The sequence below is a fragment of the Candidatus Burkholderia verschuerenii genome, assembly GCF_001189365.1.
Lineage (GTDB): Bacteria > Pseudomonadota > Gammaproteobacteria > Burkholderiales > Burkholderiaceae > Caballeronia > Caballeronia verschuerenii.
In genome coordinates, this window is record NZ_LFJJ01000025.1 from 1 (window position 1) to 23,061 (window position 23,061).

At 62.3% G+C, this 23,061-nt stretch carries 13 protein-coding genes and 8 pseudogenes; 10 read left to right on the forward strand and 11 right to left on the reverse strand.

Going from position 1 to position 23,061, the window contains the following annotated elements; genetic code table 11:
* Positions 1–169: 169 nt before the first annotated feature.
* Positions 170–553, reverse strand: a complete 384-nt coding sequence (locus tag BVER_RS33500) for an alkyl sulfatase C-terminal domain-containing protein (protein ID WP_369094819.1) — start codon at positions 551–553, stop codon at positions 170–172.
* Positions 554–637: 84 nt separating this feature from the next.
* Positions 638–2,033 (reverse strand): annotated as a pseudogene (locus BVER_RS07515) (alkyl/aryl-sulfatase); the annotation flags it as partial.
* 278 nt (positions 2,034–2,311) lie between these two features.
* Here BVER_RS07515 and BVER_RS07520 point away from each other — a divergent pair.
* The 6 genes and pseudogenes from BVER_RS07520 to BVER_RS07535 all read left to right on the forward strand — a co-directional run bounded on the left by BVER_RS07520 (position 2,312) and on the right by BVER_RS07535 (position 7,799).
* Positions 2,312–3,124, forward strand: a complete 813-nt coding sequence (locus tag BVER_RS07520; RefSeq protein ID WP_083452079.1) for a porin — start codon at positions 2,312–2,314, stop codon at positions 3,122–3,124.
* A gap of 119 nt (positions 3,125–3,243) precedes the next feature.
* Positions 3,244–3,952, forward strand: a pseudogene (locus BVER_RS07525) (winged helix-turn-helix domain-containing protein).
* 213 nt (positions 3,953–4,165) lie between these two features.
* Positions 4,166–4,330 (forward strand): hypothetical protein, encoded by a 165-nt coding sequence (locus tag BVER_RS33505; RefSeq protein ID WP_232316431.1) that lies wholly within the window; start codon positions 4,166–4,168, stop codon positions 4,328–4,330.
* A 12-nt stretch (positions 4,331–4,342) separates the two neighbouring features.
* Positions 4,343–4,981 (forward strand): annotated as a pseudogene (locus BVER_RS36200) (PAS domain-containing protein); the annotation flags it as partial.
* 84 nt (positions 4,982–5,065) lie between these two features.
* On the forward strand, positions 5,066–7,051 hold the full coding sequence (locus tag BVER_RS35885) for an EAL domain-containing protein (RefSeq protein WP_370444205.1): 1,986 nt from the start codon (positions 5,066–5,068) through the stop codon (positions 7,049–7,051).
* Positions 7,052–7,331: 280 nt separating this feature from the next.
* Complete coding sequence (locus BVER_RS07535; RefSeq protein ID WP_050452767.1) at positions 7,332–7,799, forward strand: hypothetical protein; 468 nt, start codon at positions 7,332–7,334, stop codon at positions 7,797–7,799.
* Positions 7,800–7,805: 6 nt separating this feature from the next.
* Here BVER_RS07535 and BVER_RS07540 read toward each other — a convergent pair.
* Together BVER_RS07540 and BVER_RS07545 are read right to left on the reverse strand one after the other, a co-directional pair.
* A pseudogene (locus tag BVER_RS07540) lies at positions 7,806–8,903 on the reverse strand (NAD(P)H-dependent flavin oxidoreductase).
* Between the two features lie 135 nt (positions 8,904–9,038).
* The gene (locus BVER_RS07545) at positions 9,039–10,550 is read right to left on the reverse strand and encodes a CoA-acylating methylmalonate-semialdehyde dehydrogenase (RefSeq protein WP_050452768.1); all 1,512 of its coding nucleotides are present in this window, start codon (positions 10,548–10,550) and stop codon (positions 9,039–9,041) included.
* 117 nt (positions 10,551–10,667) lie between these two features.
* Between BVER_RS07545 and BVER_RS07550 the strand changes: the two are divergent.
* A pseudogene (locus BVER_RS07550) lies at positions 10,668–11,595 on the forward strand (LysR family transcriptional regulator).
* A gap of 89 nt (positions 11,596–11,684) precedes the next feature.
* Here BVER_RS07550 and BVER_RS07555 read toward each other — a convergent pair.
* The gene (locus BVER_RS07555) at positions 11,685–12,005 is read right to left on the reverse strand and encodes a DUF4148 domain-containing protein (protein ID WP_050452769.1); all 321 of its coding nucleotides are present in this window, start codon (positions 12,003–12,005) and stop codon (positions 11,685–11,687) included.
* Positions 12,006–12,335: 330 nt separating this feature from the next.
* Between BVER_RS07555 and BVER_RS07560 the strand changes: the two genes are divergently transcribed.
* A complete protein-coding gene (locus BVER_RS07560; RefSeq protein ID WP_157055958.1) occupies positions 12,336–13,577 on the forward strand; it encodes an NAD(P)/FAD-dependent oxidoreductase in 1,242 nt (413 codons plus the stop codon).
* Positions 13,578–13,601: 24 nt separating this feature from the next.
* Here BVER_RS07560 and BVER_RS07565 read toward each other — a convergent pair whose 3' ends face one another.
* The 3 genes from BVER_RS07565 to BVER_RS07575 all read right to left on the reverse strand — a co-directional run bounded on the left by BVER_RS07565 (position 13,602) and on the right by BVER_RS07575 (position 16,077).
* Entirely contained in the window at positions 13,602–14,498 is an 897-nt protein-coding gene (locus BVER_RS07565) for a fructose bisphosphate aldolase (RefSeq protein WP_050452791.1), read from the reverse strand.
* 20 nt (positions 14,499–14,518) lie between these two features.
* Positions 14,519–15,082: a hypothetical protein gene (locus BVER_RS33515; protein WP_232316433.1), complete on the reverse strand. Its 564-nt coding sequence runs from the start codon at positions 15,080–15,082 to the stop codon at positions 14,519–14,521.
* Between the two features lie 128 nt (positions 15,083–15,210).
* Positions 15,211–16,077: an alpha/beta fold hydrolase gene (locus tag BVER_RS07575; RefSeq protein ID WP_050452771.1), complete on the reverse strand. Its 867-nt coding sequence runs from the start codon at positions 16,075–16,077 to the stop codon at positions 15,211–15,213.
* A 102-nt stretch (positions 16,078–16,179) separates the two neighbouring features.
* On the opposite strand from BVER_RS07575, the pseudogene BVER_RS29940 reads away from it, so the two are divergent.
* Positions 16,180–17,032 (forward strand): annotated as a pseudogene (locus tag BVER_RS29940) (LysR substrate-binding domain-containing protein).
* On the opposite strand, the gene BVER_RS35500 reads toward BVER_RS29940, so the two are convergent.
* Together BVER_RS35500 and BVER_RS35505 are read right to left on the reverse strand one after the other, a co-directional pair.
* Positions 17,022–18,104, reverse strand: a complete 1,083-nt coding sequence (locus tag BVER_RS35500) for a phytoene/squalene synthase family protein (RefSeq protein ID WP_332309074.1) — start codon at positions 18,102–18,104, stop codon at positions 17,022–17,024. The pseudogene BVER_RS29940 and the gene BVER_RS35500 sit on opposite strands and share 11 nt — an antisense overlap.
* A gap of 255 nt (positions 18,105–18,359) precedes the next feature.
* Positions 18,360–19,517 (reverse strand): annotated as a pseudogene (locus BVER_RS35505) (exopolysaccharide biosynthesis polyprenyl glycosylphosphotransferase); the annotation flags it as partial.
* Between the two features lie 419 nt (positions 19,518–19,936).
* On the opposite strand from BVER_RS35505, the pseudogene BVER_RS07585 reads away from it, so the two are divergent.
* A pseudogene (locus BVER_RS07585) lies at positions 19,937–21,427 on the forward strand (mannose-1-phosphate guanylyltransferase/mannose-6-phosphate isomerase).
* A 76-nt stretch (positions 21,428–21,503) separates the two neighbouring features.
* Here BVER_RS07585 and BVER_RS07590 read toward each other — a convergent pair.
* Positions 21,504–23,057: an acyl-CoA synthetase gene (locus BVER_RS07590; RefSeq protein WP_050452772.1), complete on the reverse strand. Its 1,554-nt coding sequence runs from the start codon at positions 23,055–23,057 to the stop codon at positions 21,504–21,506.
* Positions 23,058–23,061 lie beyond the last annotated feature (4 nt).

Genomic DNA, 23,061 nt, shown 5'->3' on the forward strand with positions numbered 1-23,061 from the left:
ATCGGCGAAGTTCCAAACTCCCAGGAAACCATTCAGATCAATATTGCTTCTGGGAGTTCTGGGAAACACGATCTTCCGGCGGCCCCTTGCCACCCTTGACTTCGACTAATTCTGAAGGGCCGACTACATACGGAAATATTGAACGAGCCCCTCGCGGGGCTCGTTTGCTTTACGGTTCGACGACGTTGAACATCGGCTCGAAATCGTCGAGCATGTTCAACAGGCGCAGGACGCTCGGCGAATCTCCCGTGGTCTGGATGTACCCTTCACCAACGAGATCATCGAACGTCAAGTCCAGCGGGTCGCGACCCATCTGCAATCTGGCCAAACCCTCGCGACTGAGCGATACCGTGGCCGTCACTCTTCCTTCTGCCGCGCCGGGAAGATAGGTCAGCGCCGAGTTTTCCAGCCGCATCGCGATGCGCTCGCCCGTATCGGAATTCGACCATTCGATCAACATCCGCTCGCTTTCCGCCTTTTCTGCATTAAGGTGAACCGAGAAGTAATCGAGCAACTGCTCGAGCGGCAGCACGGAAACGAGATCACGGCTCACATAACGCCGACGTATCTTCGGCGCGCCTTTGCGCAACTCCTGCGCGCCGAGCAAATAGGCATTGCGCCAGGTCGACGATTCCGACGCGAACCCGAGCTGCTCCAGCGCGTTGGCACAAAGCGCGCGCGCCCTGATTGGTCGGATCAGCGAATACCAGATGATTGGTTACCTCGGCGACCCATCGATATTCGCCGCGCTCGTAATCGGCGCGTGCGCGTTCGAGCAGTGCATTCGCGCCACCCATGTATTCCACATAGCGCGGTCCGGCGGCTTCCGGTGGCAAGGTGTGCAAATGCGCGGGATTGCCGTCGTACCAGCCAAGGTAGCGCTGCACGATCGCTTTCACGTTATGCGATATCGATCCGTAGAAGCCGCGATTGGCCCATGTCTTGGCGAGCGAGTCCGGCAACTTCAGCACTTCAGCCACTTCGATTCCGGTCAGGCCGTGGTTCATCAGCCGCACGGTCTGATCGTGGAGATACTTGTACAAATCACGCTGTTGCCTCAGGTAGGTCCTGATGCGCTCGTTGCCCCAGGTCGGCCAATTGTGCTGCGCGAACACCACATCGGCAGTCGGCGCGTAGCGATCGAGCGCTTCGTCGAGATAGCGCGACCACAAACGCGCATCGCGCACTTGCGCGCCGCGCAGTGGACATAGGTTGTGCATGGTCTGGACGCCGATCTCCGCCGTGTTGAGCGCGCGCAGTTCGGGGAAGTGCATGAACATCTCGGAAGGCGCTTCGTTTTCGAGCGCGAGATGGAAGATGATCTTCACCCCGTCGATCACGTGCGTTTCCACTTCTCCCTCAATGGTCATCGTCGGCGGAATCAGCGTGCCCGTGCCCATCGGCGCAGCCTTGCCGATGCCGCAATCCACCTGACCGCATACATGTTTGGGCAAGCTGATGCCAGCCTGGAACATGCCACGACGCAGCATCGCATTCCCGGCGATCACGTTTTCCGACACCGTATGCCACATGAACCCGCGCGGCGCGATGATCGGCACGTTGCGGGCGCGGGCGTCGTTCTCATCGAGTGCACCGCGCGCGCTGCCGTAATGATCGGCATGGCTGTGAGTGTAGATCATCGCGCTGACGGGACGATTGCCACGATGCTGGCGATAAAGCGCAAGCGCCGCTTCCGCGGTTTCCGCCACCGTCAACGGATCGATCACGATCACACCGGTATCGCCTTCGATAAAGCTCACATTGGCGATATCGAAGCCGCGCACCTGATAAATGCGCTCCGTGACCTTGAACAGTCCGTGCTGCATGTTCAGGCGCGCTTGTCGCCATAGATTCGGATGAACGCTCGGCGCGGGCGTTTCGTCGTCGAGAAAGCCGTAGTGGCTCAGGTTCCAGACATCGTGCCCGCTGCGCGAGACGATTCGGGCGTCGGGAATGGTGCCGATGAAGCCTCGCCGTGCATTGTCAAACTCGATGTCATCCAGTTCCGGCTGGACGGTGTCACGCGTGTTCATGATGAGTTCTCGGAAAAGGGTCGTCGCAGGGAGTTCGTCGATTCCATTTCGACGTCCTCACACATTAGGCGCGCGCACCGCCCGACAGCCCACCGTCAATGGGGGGCGCGTGCGGCTTTGTCCGAAAGGGTTTTCCCATCCCCACACTTCCGGTAGGTCCCGGAGGCCCAAATCTCTGCACACTCGATGCATCGCCCGTCCTCGATAAAAAATCCGCACCGCGGTCGGGCAAATTTCGCCGCACTCGAAAAGTGCGGATGCTCAGTGGAGGAGACACCATGCGTTTAGTCAGGCGAAGTATTTTCGCGGCGGCCATGTTATGTGCGGCGCAAGCGGCATCGGCACAATCGAGCGTCACGCTATACGGCGTGCTCGATGTGTTCGGCTTCTGGAACAACAACGGCGGCACGAGCAACATTTCGATGCGCAGCGGCGGATACGTCGGCTCGTTGTTCGGTCTTAAAGGCAGCGAGGACTTGGGCGGCGGCCTCAAGACGGATTTCACGGTCGAGAACGGCTTCAACATCAACAACGGCACGTTCCTCGCGGATTCGTCCACGATGTTCTATCGGCAGTCGTGGGTCGGTCTGTCGCACGATAAGTACGGGCAGTTGCGTTTCGGACGTCAATACACGCCGAGCTTTTTCAGCATCTACTATGCCGATCCGTTCCGGCTCGACGAGGCGCTCGGGCTCGGCGCGTCGGCCGTGCTCGCGCGCGATTCCAACACGAACGCGGTGCAATATCTCAACGGCCGCCAGAGCAATGCGATCCAGTACTATTCGCCGACTATCGGCGGCTTCAAGTTGTCCGCGTTGTACGGGTTTTCGGCGACGGTGACGCAGCCCGTGCCGACCACCAACGGCAATGTCATGGATCTGGCACTGTCGTACAACGGGTTTGGTTTCTACGGCGCGCTCGCGTATCAGAATCAGCGTCCGGGGCAGCAGACGGTGCCGACTCTTGCCGTGCCGCTCAACCTGCTGGCGAGCGAGCGCTTTACGGGCACACTCGCGTATCGCATCGGCATCGTCAATTTGCAGGGATTTTGTCAGCCAGGCGACGCACGCCGTCTTGCGATACGAACGTGACGCCCGTAACGATCCGTAAAGATCGAGAAGAAAGCGTAACCGTATTTCGCATGCTTTTGGCGTTAGTCTTGGCTCACCGCGATGCACGCCGCGTCGCGCGCCTATCTCATGCGCCGCTCATGTCCGAACCGCCCATCCACGTGCTGCTCATCAGTAACGATATGGATCAGCGCGAGTCGCTGCGGCATTTCCTTCAGCAACATGGCGTGATGCTGACCATCGCGCCAGATACGCAGCGGCTGGAAGCGCGCATCGAAGCGGAGCGGCCCACGCTCGTCGTGCTCGATCTGATGCTGCCCGTGGTCGATACGCTCGCCGCGCTCAAGGCATTGCGCTCGCACGGCGAGCCGATTCCGGTAATGTTGCTCGCCGCGCATTAACGACATCCCGCGCGTGATGGAACTCGATCTCGGCGTCGACGATTATCTCGGCAAGCCCATCGTTCCTCAGGAACTGCTCGCGCGTATCCGCAACGTGATGCGCAGGCCGGGCACGCCCATGCGTCATCGCGATACGTATCGCTTCGGTCCGTTCACGCTCGACTTCGCCACGCGCACGCTGTTCCGCGATCGCACGCCGCTGCGTCTCACCGGCGGCGAATACGCGCTGCTCGTCGTCTTCACGCAGCACGCGATGCAACCGCTCTCGCGCACGCAACTCGTCGCGCTATTGCACGGGCCGGATGCGCTCGTGACGGAGCGCGGCATCGACGTGCCGGTGTATCGGCTGCGCCGGTTGCTGGAGGACAATCCGGCCGTGCCGCGCCGTATCCAGACCATGCGCGGCATCGGCTATATGTTCGTTCCGGACGGCGCGTATTTTCTGTGAAGCGGCGCCGGGCCGCATCGAACGCGCTCTTGTTACAAAAAAGTTGTAATGTAAAACGTTTGCGCGACGACGTTCAGGATTCGTTCATCTCAATGTCCGTCGCGACTTGCCGTAAGAGTGACCACAATACTTTTAAGCGGCCGATGCATAGGGAATGCCGCGTCCACGCACACTCGCCCCGGGAAGCGCCGAACGATGCGCGAACGACATCGAATGAACACGAACCAGCCAAGCGCGACCGCCGATGCCATCGTGCGCGCGGCGGTCAGCGACGATCACGAGAACGCATCGGGCGATTTCGTCTATCGCCGGCTCGTGCAGAGCATCACCGATTACGCCATCTGCATGCTCGATGTCGACGGCATCGTGACGACCTGAAACGCAGGCGCGCAACGCGCCAAGGGTTATGCGGCTGACGAGATCGTCGGCCGTCACTTCTCCTGTTTCTATCCGGTCGAAGAACGCCTGAACGATATGCCCGCGCGCAATCTCGACGCGGCACGCCACACCGGCAAATACGAAGCCGAAGGCTGGCGCGTGCGGCGCGACGGCTCGCGCTTCTGGGCGCATGTCGTGATCGATCCCCTGCACGACGAAACCGGCCGCCTGTTCGGCTACGCGAAGATCACGCGCGATCGCACCGAAGAGCGCCGCATGCGCGAGCAGGCGCTCGAACAGGAGCAGTGTTTTCGCTTTCTCGTGCAGAGCGTGACCGATTACGCGATCTACATGCTCGACATCAACGGCATCGTGTCGAACTGGAATTCGGGCGCGCAACGCACCAAGGGTTATACGGCGGGCGAGATCGTCGGTCAGCATTTTTCCGTGTTCTATACGCCGGAAGAACGCGAGGCCGGCGCGCCCGCGCGCAGTCTGTCCATCGCGCTGGCGGAAGGCAAGTTCGAAACGGAAAGCTGGCGTGTGCGCAAGGACGGCACGCGTTTCTGGGCGCATGCCGTGATCGATCCGATCTACGACGACCACGGCGAATTGCTCGGCTACGCGAAGGTCACGCGCGACCGCACGGAAGCGCGCGCGCTGCGCAAGCAGACGCGCGATTACGAGCGCAGCTTTCGCTTGCTGATCGAAGGTGTAACCGATTACGCGATCTATATGCTCGACACCAACGGTATCGTGTCGAACTGGAACGCGGGCGCGCAACGCACCAAGGGCTATACGGCGCGCGAGATCGTCGGCAAGCACTTTTCCTGCTTCTACGCGCAGTCGGATCGCGACAGCGGTCTGCCGCAACAGGGACTCGACACCGCGCGTTCCACGGGCAAGTTCGAAGCGTACGGCTGGCGCATCCGCAAGGACGGCAACAAGTTCTGGGCGCATGTCGTGATCCAGCCGATCTACGACGACGAAGGCGAACTGTTCGGCTTCGCCAAGATCACGCGCGATTGCACCGAGCAGCGGGAAACCTCGCTTGCGCTGGAAGAAACCACGCGCAATCTCGACCTCGCGCTCGACAACATGTCGCAAGGGCTGTGTCTGTTCAACCGGCGCGGCCGCCTCGTGCTGCTCAACGATCAGTTCTCGCGCATCCTGTCGATTCCCGCCGATATCCTGCCCGCCGGCATTCCGCTGCGCACGATGCTGCGGCGAATCTGCGAACGCGCCGATACGCCGCTCAAGCAGGTGCCGGCCGCATCGGGCGCATTGCGTAGCCGGCTCACGCGCGGCTTCACGCCCGGCGAAGCGCAGACGCTGGTCGAATTCCAGCATCTCAGCCGTCATATCGCCGTGGTCACGCGGCTGCTGTCGCATGGCGGCTGGGTATCGACGATCGAAGACGTCACCGAGCGCCGCGCCGCCGAACAGCGCATCAGCCATCTCGCGCATCACGATCATCTGACCGATCTGCCCAATCGCGTGAGCTTTCAGGAACGCCTGAAGCAACTCGTCGATACCATGACGCCCGAAGGCGCGTTCGCGCTGCTGTATCTCGACCTCGACCGCTTCAAGGTGGTCAACGATACGCTGGGCCATCATGTCGGCGACGAGTTGCTGAAGTCGGTCGCACGCAGGCTTACCGTTGCACTGCGTCCCGGCGATCAGCTCGCGCGTTTGAGCGGCGACGAGTTCACCATTCTGCAGAATTCGTATCGGCAGATGAGCGATGTCGCGGCGCTCGCAGAACGCTGCATCCAGACGCTGGCCGCGCCGTTCGAGATCGCGGGCAACGAAATCACGGTGGGCGTGAGTATCGGCATCGTCTGTTGCACGCATGGCGGCGTCGATACCGAAACCGTCTTGCAGCAGGCCGATCTCGTGCTGTACAAAGCCAAGCGCGAAGGCCGCAACTGTTATCGCGTGTACGAACGCGGCATGAACGATCCGCTTCGTCTGCGCAACGAACTCGAAGACGATCTGCGCCGCAGTCTGCGCGCTGGCGAACTCGAAGTGCATTACCAGCCGATCATCGATGCGCGTACCGGCCGCACGACCGCGTGCGAAGCGCTGTTGCGCTGGCAGCATCCGAAGCGCGGCGCGATCTCGCCGGCGGAGTTCATCCCGATTGCGGAAGAGCGCGGACTGATGCCGGAACTCGGCACCTGGGTGCTTCAGCAAGCGTGCCGCGGTGCCGCGCAATGGCCCGCGCATATCCGCCTGAGTCTCAATGTATCGCCCGCGCAATTGCTTTACGAGGACTTCACGCGCGTGCTGACGCGTTCGCTCGGCATGGCCAAGCTCCCCGCGCATCGGCTCGAAGTGGAGATCACGGAAACCACGCTGCTCGAATCGTCGGGCACGCCGCAACGCATTCTCAAAGAGATCCGTTCGATGGGCGTCGGCGTCGCGATGGACGACTTCGGCACCGGCTATTCATCGCTGAGCGTGTTGCAGAGCTTTCCGTTTACGCGCGTGAAGATCGATCGCGGCTTCGTCAACGGACTCGGACGCAATCCGAAGTCGGCGGCCATCGTGCATGCAATCGGCGACTTGTGCCGCAGTCTGGGATTGCCGATCACCGCGGAAGGCGTCGAAACCGACGATCAGCGCGATGCGCTGCTCCACGAGCATTGCGACGAACTGCAGGGCTTTCTCATCGCGCGTCCGGCGGCTTTGAGCAAGCTGTCGCGCTGGCTCGTCTGAAAGGCTTCGGAAGGAACGGGGCGCGCTCGCCCTTACATCGATCTTCATGCAGGGACAGGTCCGGATTTTGCGCCGCGTCATGTGACTCGCGCGACCCACGCTTTCTGCTCGCGCCATTCACATCCGATGCGCCCGCTTCGGGAACACGACCTCGACTTCGGTGTCGCAACGGTGTCCTCACCGGTTTGCGCCTCGCGTGGTCCGTGCACCTCGATCGGGCGCGACCGATGATCCGTCACCGCGCATCGCACCGATGCACCTTTTGACAAGGAGTTCCTTTATGCAACGCATGACGATCCCCTTCGCACTGGTTTTCACGCTGCTAACGGGCTGCAGCGCGATGCGTACTCATGAAGCCCGCGATCCCAGCGGCCAGCTGATCGGATCCAATGTGCTCGATCTGGTTCAGACCGTCGGCATTCCCGACAAGACGATGAAACTCGTCGATTCGAACGGCCCCAACGACCGCATGGAAGTGCAGTGGAATTTTTCCAACTCCGATGCCGCGCTCGACATGAACGCGCTCGTGCTCGATCTGAAAGTGGGCGGCGCGGACAAATGCAGCATGACGGCGACGGTGGATCGCTGGGGCGGCAAGGTGCTCGCGGTGAACTTCCCGCAGGCGCATAGCGACAGCATCGGCTCCGATTACGGTGCGTGCGAACCGCTGGTGTACGAAGCGCTCGAACACAATCCGCATACGCCTATCGATCCGCACTGGGACGCCTTCTCGCTCGCGGGCAAGTAAGCGTCCTTATGCAAACGACGCGGCCGTGCGTCGCAAGCTTTCGATACTCGCCTGCAACTCCGCCTTCAGTTGCGTCATCAATTCCGCCGCGGGCATCTCGCGGGCGAGCGCCGCCACCTGTCACGCCCATTGCGCGCCGAAACCGAAGTCGCCTTTGGCTTTCGCGGCGGCGTGCAGCGCCTTGCCTGCATCGTAGGTGATCGGATAACCAGGATGGGCGGGCGCGTCGTCGCGTTGGCCGAGTGCCGTGAATTTGTTGGCGAGGCCTCGCGCGATGCGTCCGGATATCGCGGCAGTGAAGGTCGTGTGCTTCGCTTCGTCGCCGAGAATCGCGCGGCGATAGCCTGCGTCGATCGCGCTTTCCGCGCACGGCACGAACGCCGTGCCGAGTTGCGCCGCCTGCGCGCCCAGCGCCAGCGCCGCCGCGATGCCCGCGCCATCCATGATGCCGCCCGCCGCGATCACCGGCACGTCGAAGTGTGTCGCGATCAATCGCGTGAGCGCGAACGTGCCTAAGCCGTCATCGTTAGTCATGCTGTCGAATACGCCGCGATGCCCGCGCGCTTCGACGCCCTGCGCGACGATCGCTTCCATACCCGCATCGACGACCTGTTGTGCTTCGTGCAGATTGGTCGCCGATGCGATCAGCACGATGCCGGCCGCGCGCAACGCATCGATCGCTTGCTGCGACAGCAAGCCGAAGTGAAAGCTCACGACCGGCGGCTTCTCTTCGACGAACATCTTCAGCATCGCTTCATCGGCGACGAAGCTCGTATAGATTTCGCTCAGGGATTGCGGCGGCTTGGCGTCGTATTCGGCGAACACGGGCGCGAGCCAGTCGAGCCACGTCTGTTCGACGGCACGGTCCGCCTGCGCCGGACGATGACAGAACACGTTGATGTTGAACGGCTTGTCCATCAGCGCGCGCGTCTCGCGAATCGCCTTGCGCGCGCCTTCCGCGTTCATCGCGCCGACGCCCAGCGAGCCGAGCCCGCCCGCGTTCGATACCGCCGCCGCGAGCGCGGGCGTGCTGACGCCGGCCATCGGCGCCTGAATGATCGGCGTGGACAAGCCGAGTCGTGTCATCAAGGCATTCGTGTTCATCGTTCAGGTCCTTGTTGGTGTTCCGCGATATAAGATGTACTTAATGTACATCTTATCCGATCACTTGAGCAAGAAGCAACAACGCCTGCCGTTTCCGCATGGAAAGCAGCAGGCGTTGCCAAGGCTTCGAAGTACTTACTTCGCCGTCGGCATCACGAACTCGGCGCCCTTCTCCGTGCTTTCCGGCCAGCGTTGTATGATCGACTTCTGTTTCGTGTAGAAGCGCACGCCTTCCTCGCCGTATGCATGCATGTCGCCGAACAGGCTGCGCTTCCAGCCGCCGAAACCGTGCCATGCCATCGGCACCGGAATCGGCACGTTGATGCCGACCATGCCCACTTCGATGCGTCGGCCGAACTCGCGCGCGACGTGACCATCGCGCGTGAAGCACGCGACGCCGTTGCCGAACTCATGCGCGTTGACGAGATCGACCGCTTCCTCGAAGTCCTTCACGCGCACGCACGACAGCACCGGCCCGAAAATCTCTTCCTTGTAGATGCGCATGTTCGGCGTGACGTCATCGAACAACGTGCCGCCCGTGAAGAAGCCGTCTTCGTGACCCGGCACCTTGAAACCGCGACCGTCGACGACGAGCTTCGCGCCTTCGTCGATCCCCATCGCGATATAGCCTTCGATACGCTCCAGCGCCTGCTTCGTGACGATCGGGCCCATCTCGGCATCGAGCTCCATGCCGTTCTTGATCTTGAGCGTCTTGGCGCGCTCGGCGAGCATCGGCACGATCTTGTCGGCGACGTCGCCCACCAGCACCGCGACCGAGATCGCCATGCAGCGCTCGCCCGCCGAACCGTAGCCCGCGCCGATCAGTGCATCGACGGCGCCTTCGAGATCAGCGTCGGGCATCACGACCATATGGTTCTTCGCGCCGCCCAAAGCCTGCACGCGCTTGCCGTGCTTCGCGCCCGTTTCGTAGATGTAGTTGGCAATCGGCGTCGAGCCGACGAAGCTGATTGCGCGCACGTCCGGATGTTCGAGCAGCGCGTCGACCACGACTTTATCGCCTTGCACGACGTTAAAAATGCCATCGGGCAAACCGGCTTCTTTTAGGAGCTTCGCCATGAACAGCGACGCCGACGGATCGCGCTCGCTCGGCTTCAGGATGAACGCGTTGCCCGTGGCGATAGCGACCGGAAACATCCAGCACGGCACCATGCACGGGAAGTTGAACGGCGTGATGCCCGCGACGACGCCCAGCGGCTGGCGCATCGTCCAGTTGTCCATGCCGGTCGAAACCTGTTCGGTGTAATCGCCCTTCAGCAGTTGCGGCACGCCGCACGCGAATTCGATCACGTCGATGCCGCGCGACACTTCGCCCTGCGCATCGGTAAAGACCTTGCCGTGTTCGGCGGTGATGATCGCGGCCAGTTCGTCGCGATGCTTGTTCATCAGTTCGAGGAACTTCAGCATGACGCGCGCGCGACGGATCGGCGGCGTGTCGCGCGAGGCCGGGAACGCGGCTTTCGCGCTCTTCACGGCGGCATCGACATCGGCGATTTCGCCGAGCACCAGCTTGCGCGGACGCTCGCCCGTCGCGGGATTGAAGATCGGCTGCGTGCGCGTGCCGGAGCCGTTCACACGCTCGCCGTGAATGTAGTGCACGACGTCGGCGGTATCGTTGAAGGCTTGCATCTCGTCTCCTGATGATCAATTGGCAATATGCCCAGTTTAAGAACCTACGCGTTCATTGCAAAGACGCTAACATTGAACTTATTGTTCATAACAGCAAACAATCCGGCCATATCACGCATGGATGAGCAGAAGATCGAAGTGCTCTGGACCCATCTGCACTGGCTGACCGTGCTCGCGGAGCAAGGCAGCTATACGCGTTTGGGCGTCAGCAAGGCGGCGATGAGCCAGCGGATCGCGGAACTGGAGCGCGCGGCGGGCGGTGCCGCTCGTCACGCGCACGACGCGCAGCGTGCGTTTCACCGAAGCCGGCCGTCGTCTCGTCGACGATACGCGCGGCCAGTACGAGCATATCGCCGCGAGCTTCACGAGCGTGCGGGAAATTGCGGGCGTCGCGCGCGGGCTGATTCGCGTCACCGCGCCGATGGCTTTCTCGCGTCAGCAATTGACACCGCGTTTGCAGGGCTTTTTGCATGCGCATCCGGACGTGCGCGTACAACTCGATGCATCGGACCGGCTGAGTTCGATCGCGACCGAAGGCTTCGATCTCGCGATCCGGCACAGCGCGCAGGCGCTGGAGACGCATGTCGCGTGGAAGTTGTGCGATACGCATTCGGTGATCGTCGCGACGCGCGCGTATCTCAAGCGTCGCGCCACGCCCGCCACGCCCGCCGATCTCGCCGTGCAAGACTGCCTGTTCTATCCGCGCACGCATTCGTCGGTGTGGTCGTTCGAGAGGAAAGGCTCGCGCAAGTCATCGGCGGGGCCGCATACGCTGGCGGTCAACGGGCCGTTTTCGGCGAACAATAGTGAAGTGCTGCGCGATGCCGCGCTCGACGATCTGGGCATCGCCTTGCTGCCGGACTTTACCGCGCAAGCCGCCGTGCAGGCGGGCAAACTCGTGGTGTTACTGCCGGATTGGCGGCCTGTCGGGAGTTTCGCGGAGCATCTTTATGTGGTTCGGCCTTATACGCCGCATGTGCCGCGCGCGGTCGCGTTATTCATCGGATATTTGCGCGAGGCATTTGCAAGCGGATTTCCGCTTTAGTTTGGATTAATCGACTCAATTGCTAAAAAGAACGCGCCCCACAACGGAGCGCGTTCTTTTTTATTGCTAGGCCTTAAGCGTGTTATTGCTTAGTGATGGTCATACGTCGGCACGACGTTGTATTGAGTCGCGCCCACTGCACGCGAACCCGATTGCGCCGAACCTTCCGTCACGCCACCGTATGCTACCTGAGCCGTGCCGTTTTGCGCATCGACGCGGGCTTGAGCGGCTTGAATATCGGCCGGATACTTCGAGTCACTGACGTTGCCCGGGTTATAACCGGCCTTTTCCAGCTGGACGATTTGCGAGCGCACTTCCGCGCGAGTCACCGGCTGATTCGATTGCGCGAAAGACGCGACGGGTGCTGCAAAAGCGATAGCGACGGCTGCAATTCCAATGAGCTTGTTCATGATGCACCTCCGTTCATGTTGTCGAATGCCGCACACGCTGCCTGGCTTTTTTGCGTTGCTTCGTGTGCGACCGTTGAACAGAGCTTAGGAATTACGAGCATCAGGGTAAACACTCAATCCACGAAATCACTTTTAGCAGAATTGCGACTAATAAAGCTCGATTCGCTAAGCCGGAACTATCCTCGAAGGCCTATTCCTGTCGCGTTTAGCATTGGTTTCTGCTAGAGCAATTGTCGTGCCGATCGCCTATAACATTGATTAAAGCTGCTCATTATCTCGAAGCCGCAACCAGCGATGGATCCCGCTCGCACGGGATCAGGGAGAGGGCCCTTGAAGCGAATCGTCGTCATAGGCGCGGGTTTCGCCGGACTATGGAGCGCGCTTTCCGCCGCGCGCAAGCTGGACGAATTGCATGAATCACCCGATCAGGCCGAAGTGCTGATCGTCAATCCACAGCCTTATCACAGTGTGCGCGTGCGCAATTACGAGCAGCCGCTCGATGCCACGCTGGTGCCGCTCGACGACGTGCTCGGGCCGACCGGCATCCGCTTCCTGCAAGGTAAGGCGAGCGCCGTCGATAGCGTGAACCGCAGCATCGCCGTCGAAGGCGATGCCGGCGCGCAGACGATCGACTACGATCGCCTGATTCTCGCGGTCGGCAGCGAGCTGATCCGGCCGAACATCCCCGGGCTCGACGAGCACGCGTTCGACGTCGATACCTACGACGGCGCGTGCAAGTTGCAGGCGCATCTGCAGACGCTGCCTGCGCTGCCGGATTCGAGCGGCCGCTACACGGCGGTGGTGATCGGCGCGGGGCTGACGGGCATCGAACTGGCGGCGGAATTGCCGTCGCGGATGCGCGAAATCGTCGGCGACGCGGACAGCGGCAAGGTGCGCGTGCTGCTCGTCGATCGCTCGGCGCGCATCGGTCAGGCGATTGGCGGCGCGCAACGCGTGATCGAAGACGCGATGGGCAAGCTGACCGTCGAAATGCGCCCCGGCGTGTCGCTCGAAGCGCTCGACGGGCAAGGCGTGACGCTCGGCGATGGCGATCGGCGCGAGAAGATCGAGGCGTGCACGGTCGTGTGGTGCGGCGGCATTCGCGCGAATCCGCTGGCCGCGCAACTGCCCGTCACGCTCGATCCGATGGGCCGCGTTGCCGTCGATACCTTCCTGCGCGTCGAAGGCGTGCCCAGCGTGTTCGCCGCGGGCGATTGCGCGCGCATCCTGATCGACGGCGTGCGGCCTTCGGTGATGTCCTGCCAGCACGGCCGGCCGATGGGCCGCTTCGCCGGCAACAACGCGGTCAGCGATCTATACGACGTGGAGATGTTGCCGCTGGAGATCGACTGGTACACGACCATCTGCGATCTCGGCCCGTGGGGCGCGGTCTATACGGAAGGATGGGACAGGCAGCTCGTTTCGTCCGGCGAGAGCGCCAAGGAGACGAAGCGCAGCATCAACGGCGAGCGGATTTATCCGCCGAAGCACGGCACGCGAGAGGAGTTGTTCAAGGCGGCGGCGCCTATCGCGCAGACGCCGCCGCATACCGAGCGAATGGACGAACAGTAACGCCGTCCATTTTTTTGCGCCGGTTTAGGACTTTTTAACGGACGCCTGATAGATCTCGTCGATCGACTGTTCGAGCGTCTTGTCGAACTCGGCATCGCTCATCGGCTTCTTCAGCTCGTTGATCAGCGCGCGCGAGAAGCTTGCGATCATGCCGTGGTTTTCCGCGAGCTTCTTGCATGCGTCGGTGCGCGTATAGCCGCCCGACAGCGCGACGACGCGCACGACACGCGGATGCTCGATCAGCGGACGGTAGAAGTCGGCTTCGTCGGGAATCATGAGCTTGATCATGACCTGGCTCGATTCCGGCAGCGCGTCGAGGCCCTTGAGCAGTTCGTCGCGGAGAATCTTTTCGCAGGCTTTCTTATCGGCGCTCTTGATCGACACTTCCGGTTCGAGGATCGGCACCAGACCATGCGCGATGATCTGCTTGCCCACTTCGAATTGCTGCGCCGCGATCGCCGCAATGCCCTTTTCCGATGCACCGGTGATCACCGAACGCATTTTCGTGCCGAACACGCCGAGCTTGACCGCGCGAGCGAGGAGCTCGTCGAGGCCGGGGATCGGCTTCATCATCTGCACGCCGTCGGCTTCCGCTTCGAGGCCCTTGTCGACCTTGAGGAACGGCACCACGCCACGGTCTTCCCACAGGAAAGTCGGCACCGGCTTGCCGCCCGCTTCGCCGTCCATCGTGCGTTCGAACAGGATCGCGCCGATCACCTTGTCGCCCGTGAAGGACGGCGCCGTCATGATGCGCACGCGCATCTCGTGCATCAGCTTGAACATTTCGGCGTCGCCTTTATAGGCGTCGTCGGGAATTCCGTACTGCCGCAATGCGCCCGGCGTCGAACCGCCGCTCTGATCCAGAGCCGCGATGAAACCGTTTTTCTCAGTCATTTGCGCAAGCATTTTTTCGTTAGCCACGAACATCACCTCCTCAAAGTTCAAACACCGGAACGTGCGCGAGCAACGAACCGGGCTTCTGGTTCCGCTTTGATAAGTGTAAAGGTTTTGGCACGCGACTTTCTCGTGCAAATCCGCCATTTCACCGGCATTGGTGCACGAATGGCGCTAAACGACGCTTCAGTGCGCCGCCAACGGGTATTAAACGGCTTTGATCGCGCGCGCGCGTCGGTGCGTCCGAGCATGAGCCCGAGACGGCGAAGAATCGATGGCGTGTCGATGAATTCGGGAAGCGGCGTCGCTTCGGCGATGTTGTCGACGTCGGCCACGGGCTCGTGCATGGCGAGCGATGCAGGTGGCGTGGGCGGCATCGGCAGCGCGGCGGGCGTCAGCGCATCGCGTGCGTCGCCGCAGCGGCGATTCAACGCGCGGCGCGTGTCCGCATCGTCGATCAGCGCCTGCGCAGTCGCCAGTCCGTGCTCGAACTGCAGCGCGTAGGCGACATCGGTGAAGTCCTCGTAACGGCCGCTATCGGCCAGTTCGAACGCCAGCGTAACGGTGCGCTGGTGCTTCCATGCGTCGAGATCGTCGTTGCCCGTGCTCACAGGTGCCCTCCTCTCTGCGCTGAGGTGGCATCGATGTTAGCCCGAGAGTTGTAAATTTTCGTTGTCGGGCCACAACAGACGATCAAAAAGTCTTACGTATAGCGCGAGCTTTCAGCACGACGGCGCGTTTAGCCCGCCGCGAACGCCTGCACGGCCCGGTTGAACGCGCCCGGACTCGCCACGTTCATTCCGTGCGATGCCCCGTTGATGGTCGTCCGCTCGGCGAATTCGATCCACTCTTCGAGCTTCTTGACGTTGTTGCGGAACATGCGCGGGCTTTTCTGGCCGTCGATCAGGAGCGTGCGGCATTTGATGTCGCGCGCGGCTTCGCGGCTGTAGGCGGGCAGCGGATCGCGGAACTGCTTGGGCAGCGTCAGCACGTTGTCGAGCGCCATCCGGCGAAAGCCTTCCGTGCTCTTGCTCCAGAAGCCCGGCATGCTGACCGAATCGACGAACATTTCGAGGCCGCGATCGAATTCGCCCTGTTCGATCAACTCGGCGACGCGCGCCCGCAGCGCGTTGGTCGCGGGCGGCAGCGTCGCCAGCGCGGCCTGCGGCGTGAGTTGCAGCGGACCGCCCGGATCGGCGAGCGTCAGCGATTTGACCAGACGCGGATACTCGCGCGCCAGATGAAACGCGACGCAACCGCCGCGCGAATGCCCGACCAGATGCACCGGCGCGATATCCATCGCCTCGATGAATTCGGCCATTTCCGCGACGTGCGCGGCCCAGCCGAACTCGCCCTGCACGAAGGCATCGACCGCCGGCCAGTAATGCGACAGGCTCGGCGCGATACAGCGGAAGCCCTTCGCCAGCGGCGCGAGTTGCGCGCTCCAGTAGCGGTAATCGCACAGCGAGCCGTGGATGAACAGCATCGGCTCGCCCTCGCCGCACTCCACGTAGGGCACGGAAACACCGGAACGGGTCGTCGCGAAGGACGCCTCCGGCAAGGCAAGCGCGGCAGTCAAAACGGCATGGTCGGTACGGGCATTCATGGATTCACTCCTTTCCGACAATATGCCCCGCACCGATTCAAAAGAAAATCGCATAATATTGATACGATCCTTCAGTTTCTCTGATACCTACACCTTTGCGCCATGAAATCACTCGACCTCGACGTCCTGTCGATGATCGTCGCCGTCGCCGACACGGGCAATATCAGCCGCGCGGCGGAGCTCGTGCATCGCTCGCAATCGGCCGTCAGCATGCAGATCAAAACGCTGGAAACCGCGCTGGGCAAGGCGCTGTTCGTGCGCAAGCCGCGCAGCGTAGTGCCGACGCAGGACGGCGAGGTGCTGCTCACCTACGCGCGCCGCATGATCGCGCTGCGCGACGAAGCATGGGCGGCGGTCGTGCGGCCGGATGTGACCGGGCGCGTGGTGATCGGCGTGCCGGACGACTACGCGTCGTCGCTTTTTCCGCCGATTCTTAAGAAGTTCTCGGCGACGTATCCGAAAGTGGAGATTCAGGTGGTCGGCCTGCCGAGCGTCGCGCTCGCGCCGATGGTGAAGGACGGCAGCGTCGATCTGGTCTGCGCCACTCGCGTGGGCGGGCTGTCCGGCGACTTCGTGCGTCACGAGCCGATGGTCTGGGCCGCCGCGCCCGGCGACACGGAAATCTGGAAAGAGCGGCCCTTGCCGATCGCGGTGTTTCTGCCGGGCAGCGTCGCACGCGAAAACGCGATCCGCAGTCTGGAGCACGCGCGCATCGCGTATCGCACGTCTTACGAGAGTCCGAGCCTGCTCGGTCTATTGACGATGGCCGAAGCCGGTCTCGCCGTCACGCCACTCGCGCGATGCGCGGTGCCGTCGCATTTCACGCTGCTCGGCCCGGCGCAAGGCTTGCCGGAAAATCGGCACGCTGGAAGTGGTGCTGGCGCGCAGCGCGGCGTCGCGCCGTCCGCCGTGCGACTTTCTCGCCGAGCGGATCATCGCGGAACTCAAGCGCTAATCGCGGCTTCGATCGCGCGCATGCGCTTGTCCGCCCAACGGCGCACCAGTCCGTTCGATGCCACCAGCGGCAGCGACGCCGCCAGAATCCGGTACACATCGTTGCGGCGAATCTTCGAGACGCGCGCGGGGTCGAGCCACGCTTCGTTGTTCGCGAGCAGCACCAGCGTGTCGAGGCCGATCATGATCGGCCAGAGGCAGGCGAGCCGCAGACGGACGGCATGCGCGGGAATCGCGAGCGTGTAATCGACGGCTTCGCGGTAAAGATCGAGCGTCGTGCGCAGCGCGTCGCACAGCACGGGACGCGCGTGCGTCGAGGTCTGCGGATTCAGCAGATCCTGCGGCGTGAGTCCATGTCGAGCCAGCATCGACGACGGCAGATAGCAGCGCCCGATGCGCAGATCGCGGGCGCAATCGCGCAGCACGTTGGTCATCTGCAAGGACTGGCCGAAGCGCACGCCGCGCGTGAGCATCGTGGCTTCGGGCGCTTTCAGGATGCCGGGCAGATGCGCGCAGGTCATCTTCGTCCAAAATTCGCCGACGCAGCCCGCCACGAGATACGTGTATCGATCGAGTTCGCCCGCGCGTTCGAGAGCGACGACCGCGCCCGAGGTTTCGTCGGGAAAGGTGCGCAGATCGAATTCCATGCCGGTCGTGAGCGTGGTCACGATGTCGCGCACGGCGGCGGCGTCGCCCGCGCTCAGTTGCGGCAGGATCGCGAGCGTATCGCGCAGGCGTTCGAGCAGCACGCGTTCGTCCGGTTGCGCCTGCTGCCCCGCCACTTCGTCCGCGATGCTCGCGAGCGCGGCGTCGTCGGGCGCGCCGTTGACCTGCGCGCGCAACGCCAGCAGCAATTCGAGCCGGCGCGGCGGCGGGATCAGCGAGGTATCGGCGATCGTATCGGCGGCGCGCGCCAGCAGATACGCGAGCCCGATGGGATCACGCATCGCGGGGGGCAGGACGCGCAGCGTCAGATAAAACGACCGCGAAACGCTCTTCAGAAGCGGGCCGAGAAGATAGGCCCGGGGCGATGGATTCATGTGTCGGATCGGAGAGCGGCCATCAGTGGCCATGCGCGACGATGCGCCGCCGCATTGTATCCGTCCGAGTCGATTCGACACTTTATGCCTTGCGATGCTTGCGATGCGGTTGATGCTTCGCGACCTTTTGCGCTTTGTGCGGCGCACGCGGCAGCGCGGCCACCGCGTCGTGCGTGAGACTCGCCATGTCCTCGCGCGCCTCCCTCGACGACACGCGCTCCAGCTTGACGGGCGCGCTGCCGGCGCGTTGCAGGCCGAGCATCGTCGCGGCGGCGTAGGAGAGATCGAGATGTCGTCGTGCTGGAGCGCGTGCGGACGCGGTCCCACCACCGACATCTCGCCGCGCAGCACGTTGATGAACTGCGGCAGCTCGTCGAGACTCGTGCGGCGCAGGAACGCGCCGACACGCGTCACGCGCTTGTCGTTGCGGCTCGCCTGCGTGAGCTGGCCGACCGCTTCCGTGTGCACCTTCATCGAACGGAATTTGTAGATTTCGAACTGGCGTCCGTCGATACCCTTGCGGCACAGCTTGAAGAACACCGGTCCCGGCGACGACATCTTCACCGCCACCGCGATCGCCGCGAGCAGCGGCGCCATGCCCATCAGCACGACGGCCGCGAACACGCGATCGAAGATCAGCTTCGGCAGCATCTTGACGTCCGTGATCGGCGACGCGGCGATGTTGATCGCCGGCACGCCCAGCAGATCGACGACCGTCTGGCCGAACAGCGACAGACTGCGCACGTCGGGAATAAAACGCACGTTGACGAAATCGTCCTTGAATTCGTTGACGAAGCGATGAATCGTCGGCTCCTGCGAAATCGGCAGCGCCAGCCACAATTCGCGGATATTGCCGTTGCGCACTTCCTGCGCGAGCGCGGCGAACTCGCGTTCGATCAGCACGTTCGCGAGCGCGTCGCCATCCAGCGGCGCGGTGTTCTCGGTCGGCAGGTCGAACACCATCACCGGGCTGAAGCCCGCTTCGGGACGGCTGCGCATCTGGTCGATCAGAAAATGCGCGTAAGGCGCGGACCCGACGATGGCGACCGTGCGCTGATTGAAACCTTCGCGCCGCAGCAGCTTGAGGCCCGAATAGACGAGCGTCTTGCTCACGACCAGCAGAACGATGGTGAACATCGCCCAGTAGCCGAGCCACAGGCGCGACAGCGTATCCGCGCGATGGATGCTGAAGGTCAGCAGCACGCCCGCGCTTTCGACCAGCAGCCATGCAAGCGCCACGCGCAGCAGCAGTTCGTGGAGCGACTTGCCGCGCCACGACTGATAAACGCCGAGTGCGGGAAAGGTCATCACCATCAACACGCACGAAAACGCCAGCATCGTGCCCTGGACTTCGATGACCCAGACAAAGGTCCCTTTGTAGAGCGATGCCGCGAGCGACGCGCCCAGCGCCGCCATGACAATGTCGATGACTCTGGAAAACAGCACTTACCTCATATTAATAACAACCGCGTCCAGAGGCGCGGAGAAGAAAGGTGTAACGGGGGATTTGAATCGCCGTTGCTTGCTGTTGTTGCGTTTATGAGACTGGAATTATTAAGCGGCTGCAACCGCGAAAATATGTCTAAGCGCTTCGCCTTATTTTTTTCTATTTTTTTCCTTGATAAAGCCTTGCCGGACAAGGGTTTTCGGGATGCGGCAGCGCAAGAAAAATAATTCGACGCGGTTTCGTCCAGGCGACCTTTCAGCCCTTACGAGGCAATATCTTTTCTAAATATTAATCGCGTGAAAGCGACGGATAATCGTCTGATGATAATAAATAAGCCGCCGGTTTTTTTTTACTTTAAACGCCATTTTTACTCCGTGCTAAAACTTGGCTACCGACCAAGCGACAGGAGTTTTCTTTCATGGCTGCCTCAGACATTGCGGTTTCCAAGGTATCGACACCGGTCGGCGCTGCCGGCACACGGCTGGCCGTTCAGCCGGTCATTCTCGCGGGAGGCTCGGGCACACGCCTGTGGCCGATGTCACGCGAACACTTTCCGAAACAGCTCATCGGGCTGATCGGCGATCAGTCGCTTCTGCAAGCGACGGCGCACCGTCTCGACGGCTTGTCGTCGAACAAACTGCGTCTCGCGGATGCGATCATCGTCTGTAACGAAGAGCATCGCTTCACGACGGCCGAGCAGTTGCAGAACCAAGGCCGCCGCGCGCAACTCGTGCTCGAACCCGCGCCGCGCAATACCGCGCCCGCGCTGACCGTCGCCGCGATGCGCGCACTCGCCGACGGCGAAGATCGGTGCTGGTGGTGATGCCTGCCGATCACGTCGTCACCGACAAGGACGCGTTCCACCGCGCGATCGCCGAAGGCGCGCAGTGCGCCGAGCAAGGCGCGATCGTGACGATGAGCATCGTGCCGTCGCACGCGGAAACGGGCTACGGCTATATCAAGATCGGCGCGCGTCTGCCGGACAGCGGCGCGTGGAGCCTCGAGCGCTTCGTCGAGAAGCCGCACTTCGAACTCGCGCAGCAGTATGTGAGTTCCGGCGAGTATGGCTGGAACGCGGGCATTTTCATCGTACGTGCATCGACCTGGGTCGAAGCCATTGCGCACTATCAGCCGGAGATTCACGCCGCCTGCCTCGAGGCGGTGGAAAAAGGCGTGGACGACGGCCAGTTCTTCCGCGTCGATTCCGAGGCGTTTTCCGCTTTGCCGTCCGATTCCATCGACTACGCGCTGATGGAGCAGCTCGCGAGCGATCGCGGTGAGTCGCGCTTCGAAGGCGCCGTCGTGCCGCTCGACGCTGGCTGGTCTGACGTCGGCTCGTGGGACGCGATCTGGAACATCATGCCGAAGGACGATTCGTCCAACGTGGCACGCGGCCGCGTGATTTTCGAAGGCGCGACCTCGACCTACGCGCATTCGGAAGGCCGCCTGATCGCCTGCGTGGGCACGCAGAATATCGTCGTGGTGGAAACGCCGGACGCGATTCTCGTCGCCGACAAGGCGCACGCGCAGGACGTGAAGGCGATAGGCGGTAGTGGGCCGCATCAAGTCGGAGCGCGGCACGGAGGCGGCGGACTACCGCAAGATGCATCGTCCGTGGGGCTACTACGATTCGATCGACCACGGCGAACGCTTCCAGGTCAAACGCATCGTCGTGAAGCCGAGCGCGCGTCTGTCCCTGCAGATGCACCATCACCGCGCCGAGCACTGGATCGTGGTGAAGGGCACGGCGCTGGTCACGCGCGGCACGGAGACGTTCATCCTCGCGGAAAACGAATCGACCTACATTCCGATCGGCGTGCAGCATCGTCTGGAGAATCCGGGCAAGATGCCGCTCGAAATCATCGAAGTGCAGTCGGGCACGTACCTCGGTGAGGACGATATCGTCTGATTCGAAGATAAGTACGGCCGCAGCTAAGCCGGATTGATCGACGCGCGCCTCGTTCCGGCAAGGCGCGCCATTACCGCTAGGTCACGCTCTTTACCTTCCCTTCCCAGTACGGCGCACGCAACTCGCGCTTCAGAATCTTGCCCGCACCCGACAGCGGCATCTGATCGCGAAACTCCACGCTCTTCGGACACTTGTAACGCGCGATAAACGCGCGGCAGTGCTCGCGAATCTCCTCCTCGCTGACGACGGCGTTCGGCTTGCGCACGACCACCGCATGCACCGTCTCGCCCCACTCCGCGCTCGGCACACCGATAACGGCGCACGTCGAGACAGCCGGATGCCGCGCGATGACGTTTTCCACTTCCGCCGAATAGACGTTCTCGCCGCCGCTCACGATCATGTCCTTGATGCGATCGACGATAAACACATGTCCTGCATCGTCCATATACGCGCCGTCGCCGGTATGCAGCCAGCCGTTGCGCAAGGCCTGTTCGGTTTCCGCCGGCTTGTTCCAGTAGCCGCGCGTCACGCTTGGGCCCCGCAAGACGATTTCGCCGACGGTTCCGCGCGGCGCGTCACGACCGGATTCATCGCCGATCCGCAGCATGGTCGCGCACAACGAGCGCCCCACCGATAAGGACAGCCCGCTTTCGCGCCCGGACGGCCCGTGATTTTCCGGCGGATTCGCGGTGACGACCATCGTCTCCGTCAGACCGTAAGACTGATAGAACTCCACGCCCGGCAGCAGACTCATGATGCATTCGAGCACAGACGCGATAATCGGCGACGCGCCGTAAGCCAGCCGTTTCACGCTCGACAGATCGTGCTTGGCGAACTCGGGGTGATCGACGAGCGCCTGAATCATGGTCGGCACGAGTCCGACTTCATCGACGCGCTCGCGCGCGATGGTCGTGAGCACTTCCACCGCGTTGAACGCGGGCATGATCACATGCGTTTCGCCCGCGATGAACTGGTTCATCGCCCGGGACAACGCCGCCGCATGGAATAGCGGCGCGGCATGCAAGCTCCGGCCGTCCTTGATCGGCGGCGTTTCCGCCATGCGCTGGATGCAGCCGGACCAGATGTTTCGATGGCTCTGCATCACGCCCTTCCGAAAGCCGGTGGTTCCGCCGGTGTACATGATGATCGCCAGATCTTCGTAGCCGCGCCAAACGTCGTCGACAGGCGCGGTATCGGCGATCAGCTGCTCATAGGCAAGCATGCCGTCCGGCGTTTCGCCTTCGCTCGCGTGGATAAACACCGGCGTTCGCTGCGCCGTCTTCGCGATGCCCGCCGCCATATGAAGAAAGTGATCGTCGATGAACAGCATGCTGGTGTCGCAATCGTCGAGCGAATACACGATCTCCGGCACGCTCCAGCGAATATTGACCGGATTGAGCACGCCGCCGCCCCACCATACCGCCATGACGATTTCGAGATAACGATCCGAGTTGAGCGCCAGAACGCCGACTCGATCGTTTTCTTTCATGCCGGCCGCCTTGAGCGCGCCGGCAAGCCGCGCGACGCGATCGCAGAATTCGTCGTAACGACGTTGCCGACCACGGAAGATCGTCGCGATCTTATGAGGTGTCTGCTGCAGGCAACGATGCAGGCTGTTCGTGAGATGCAAGGTC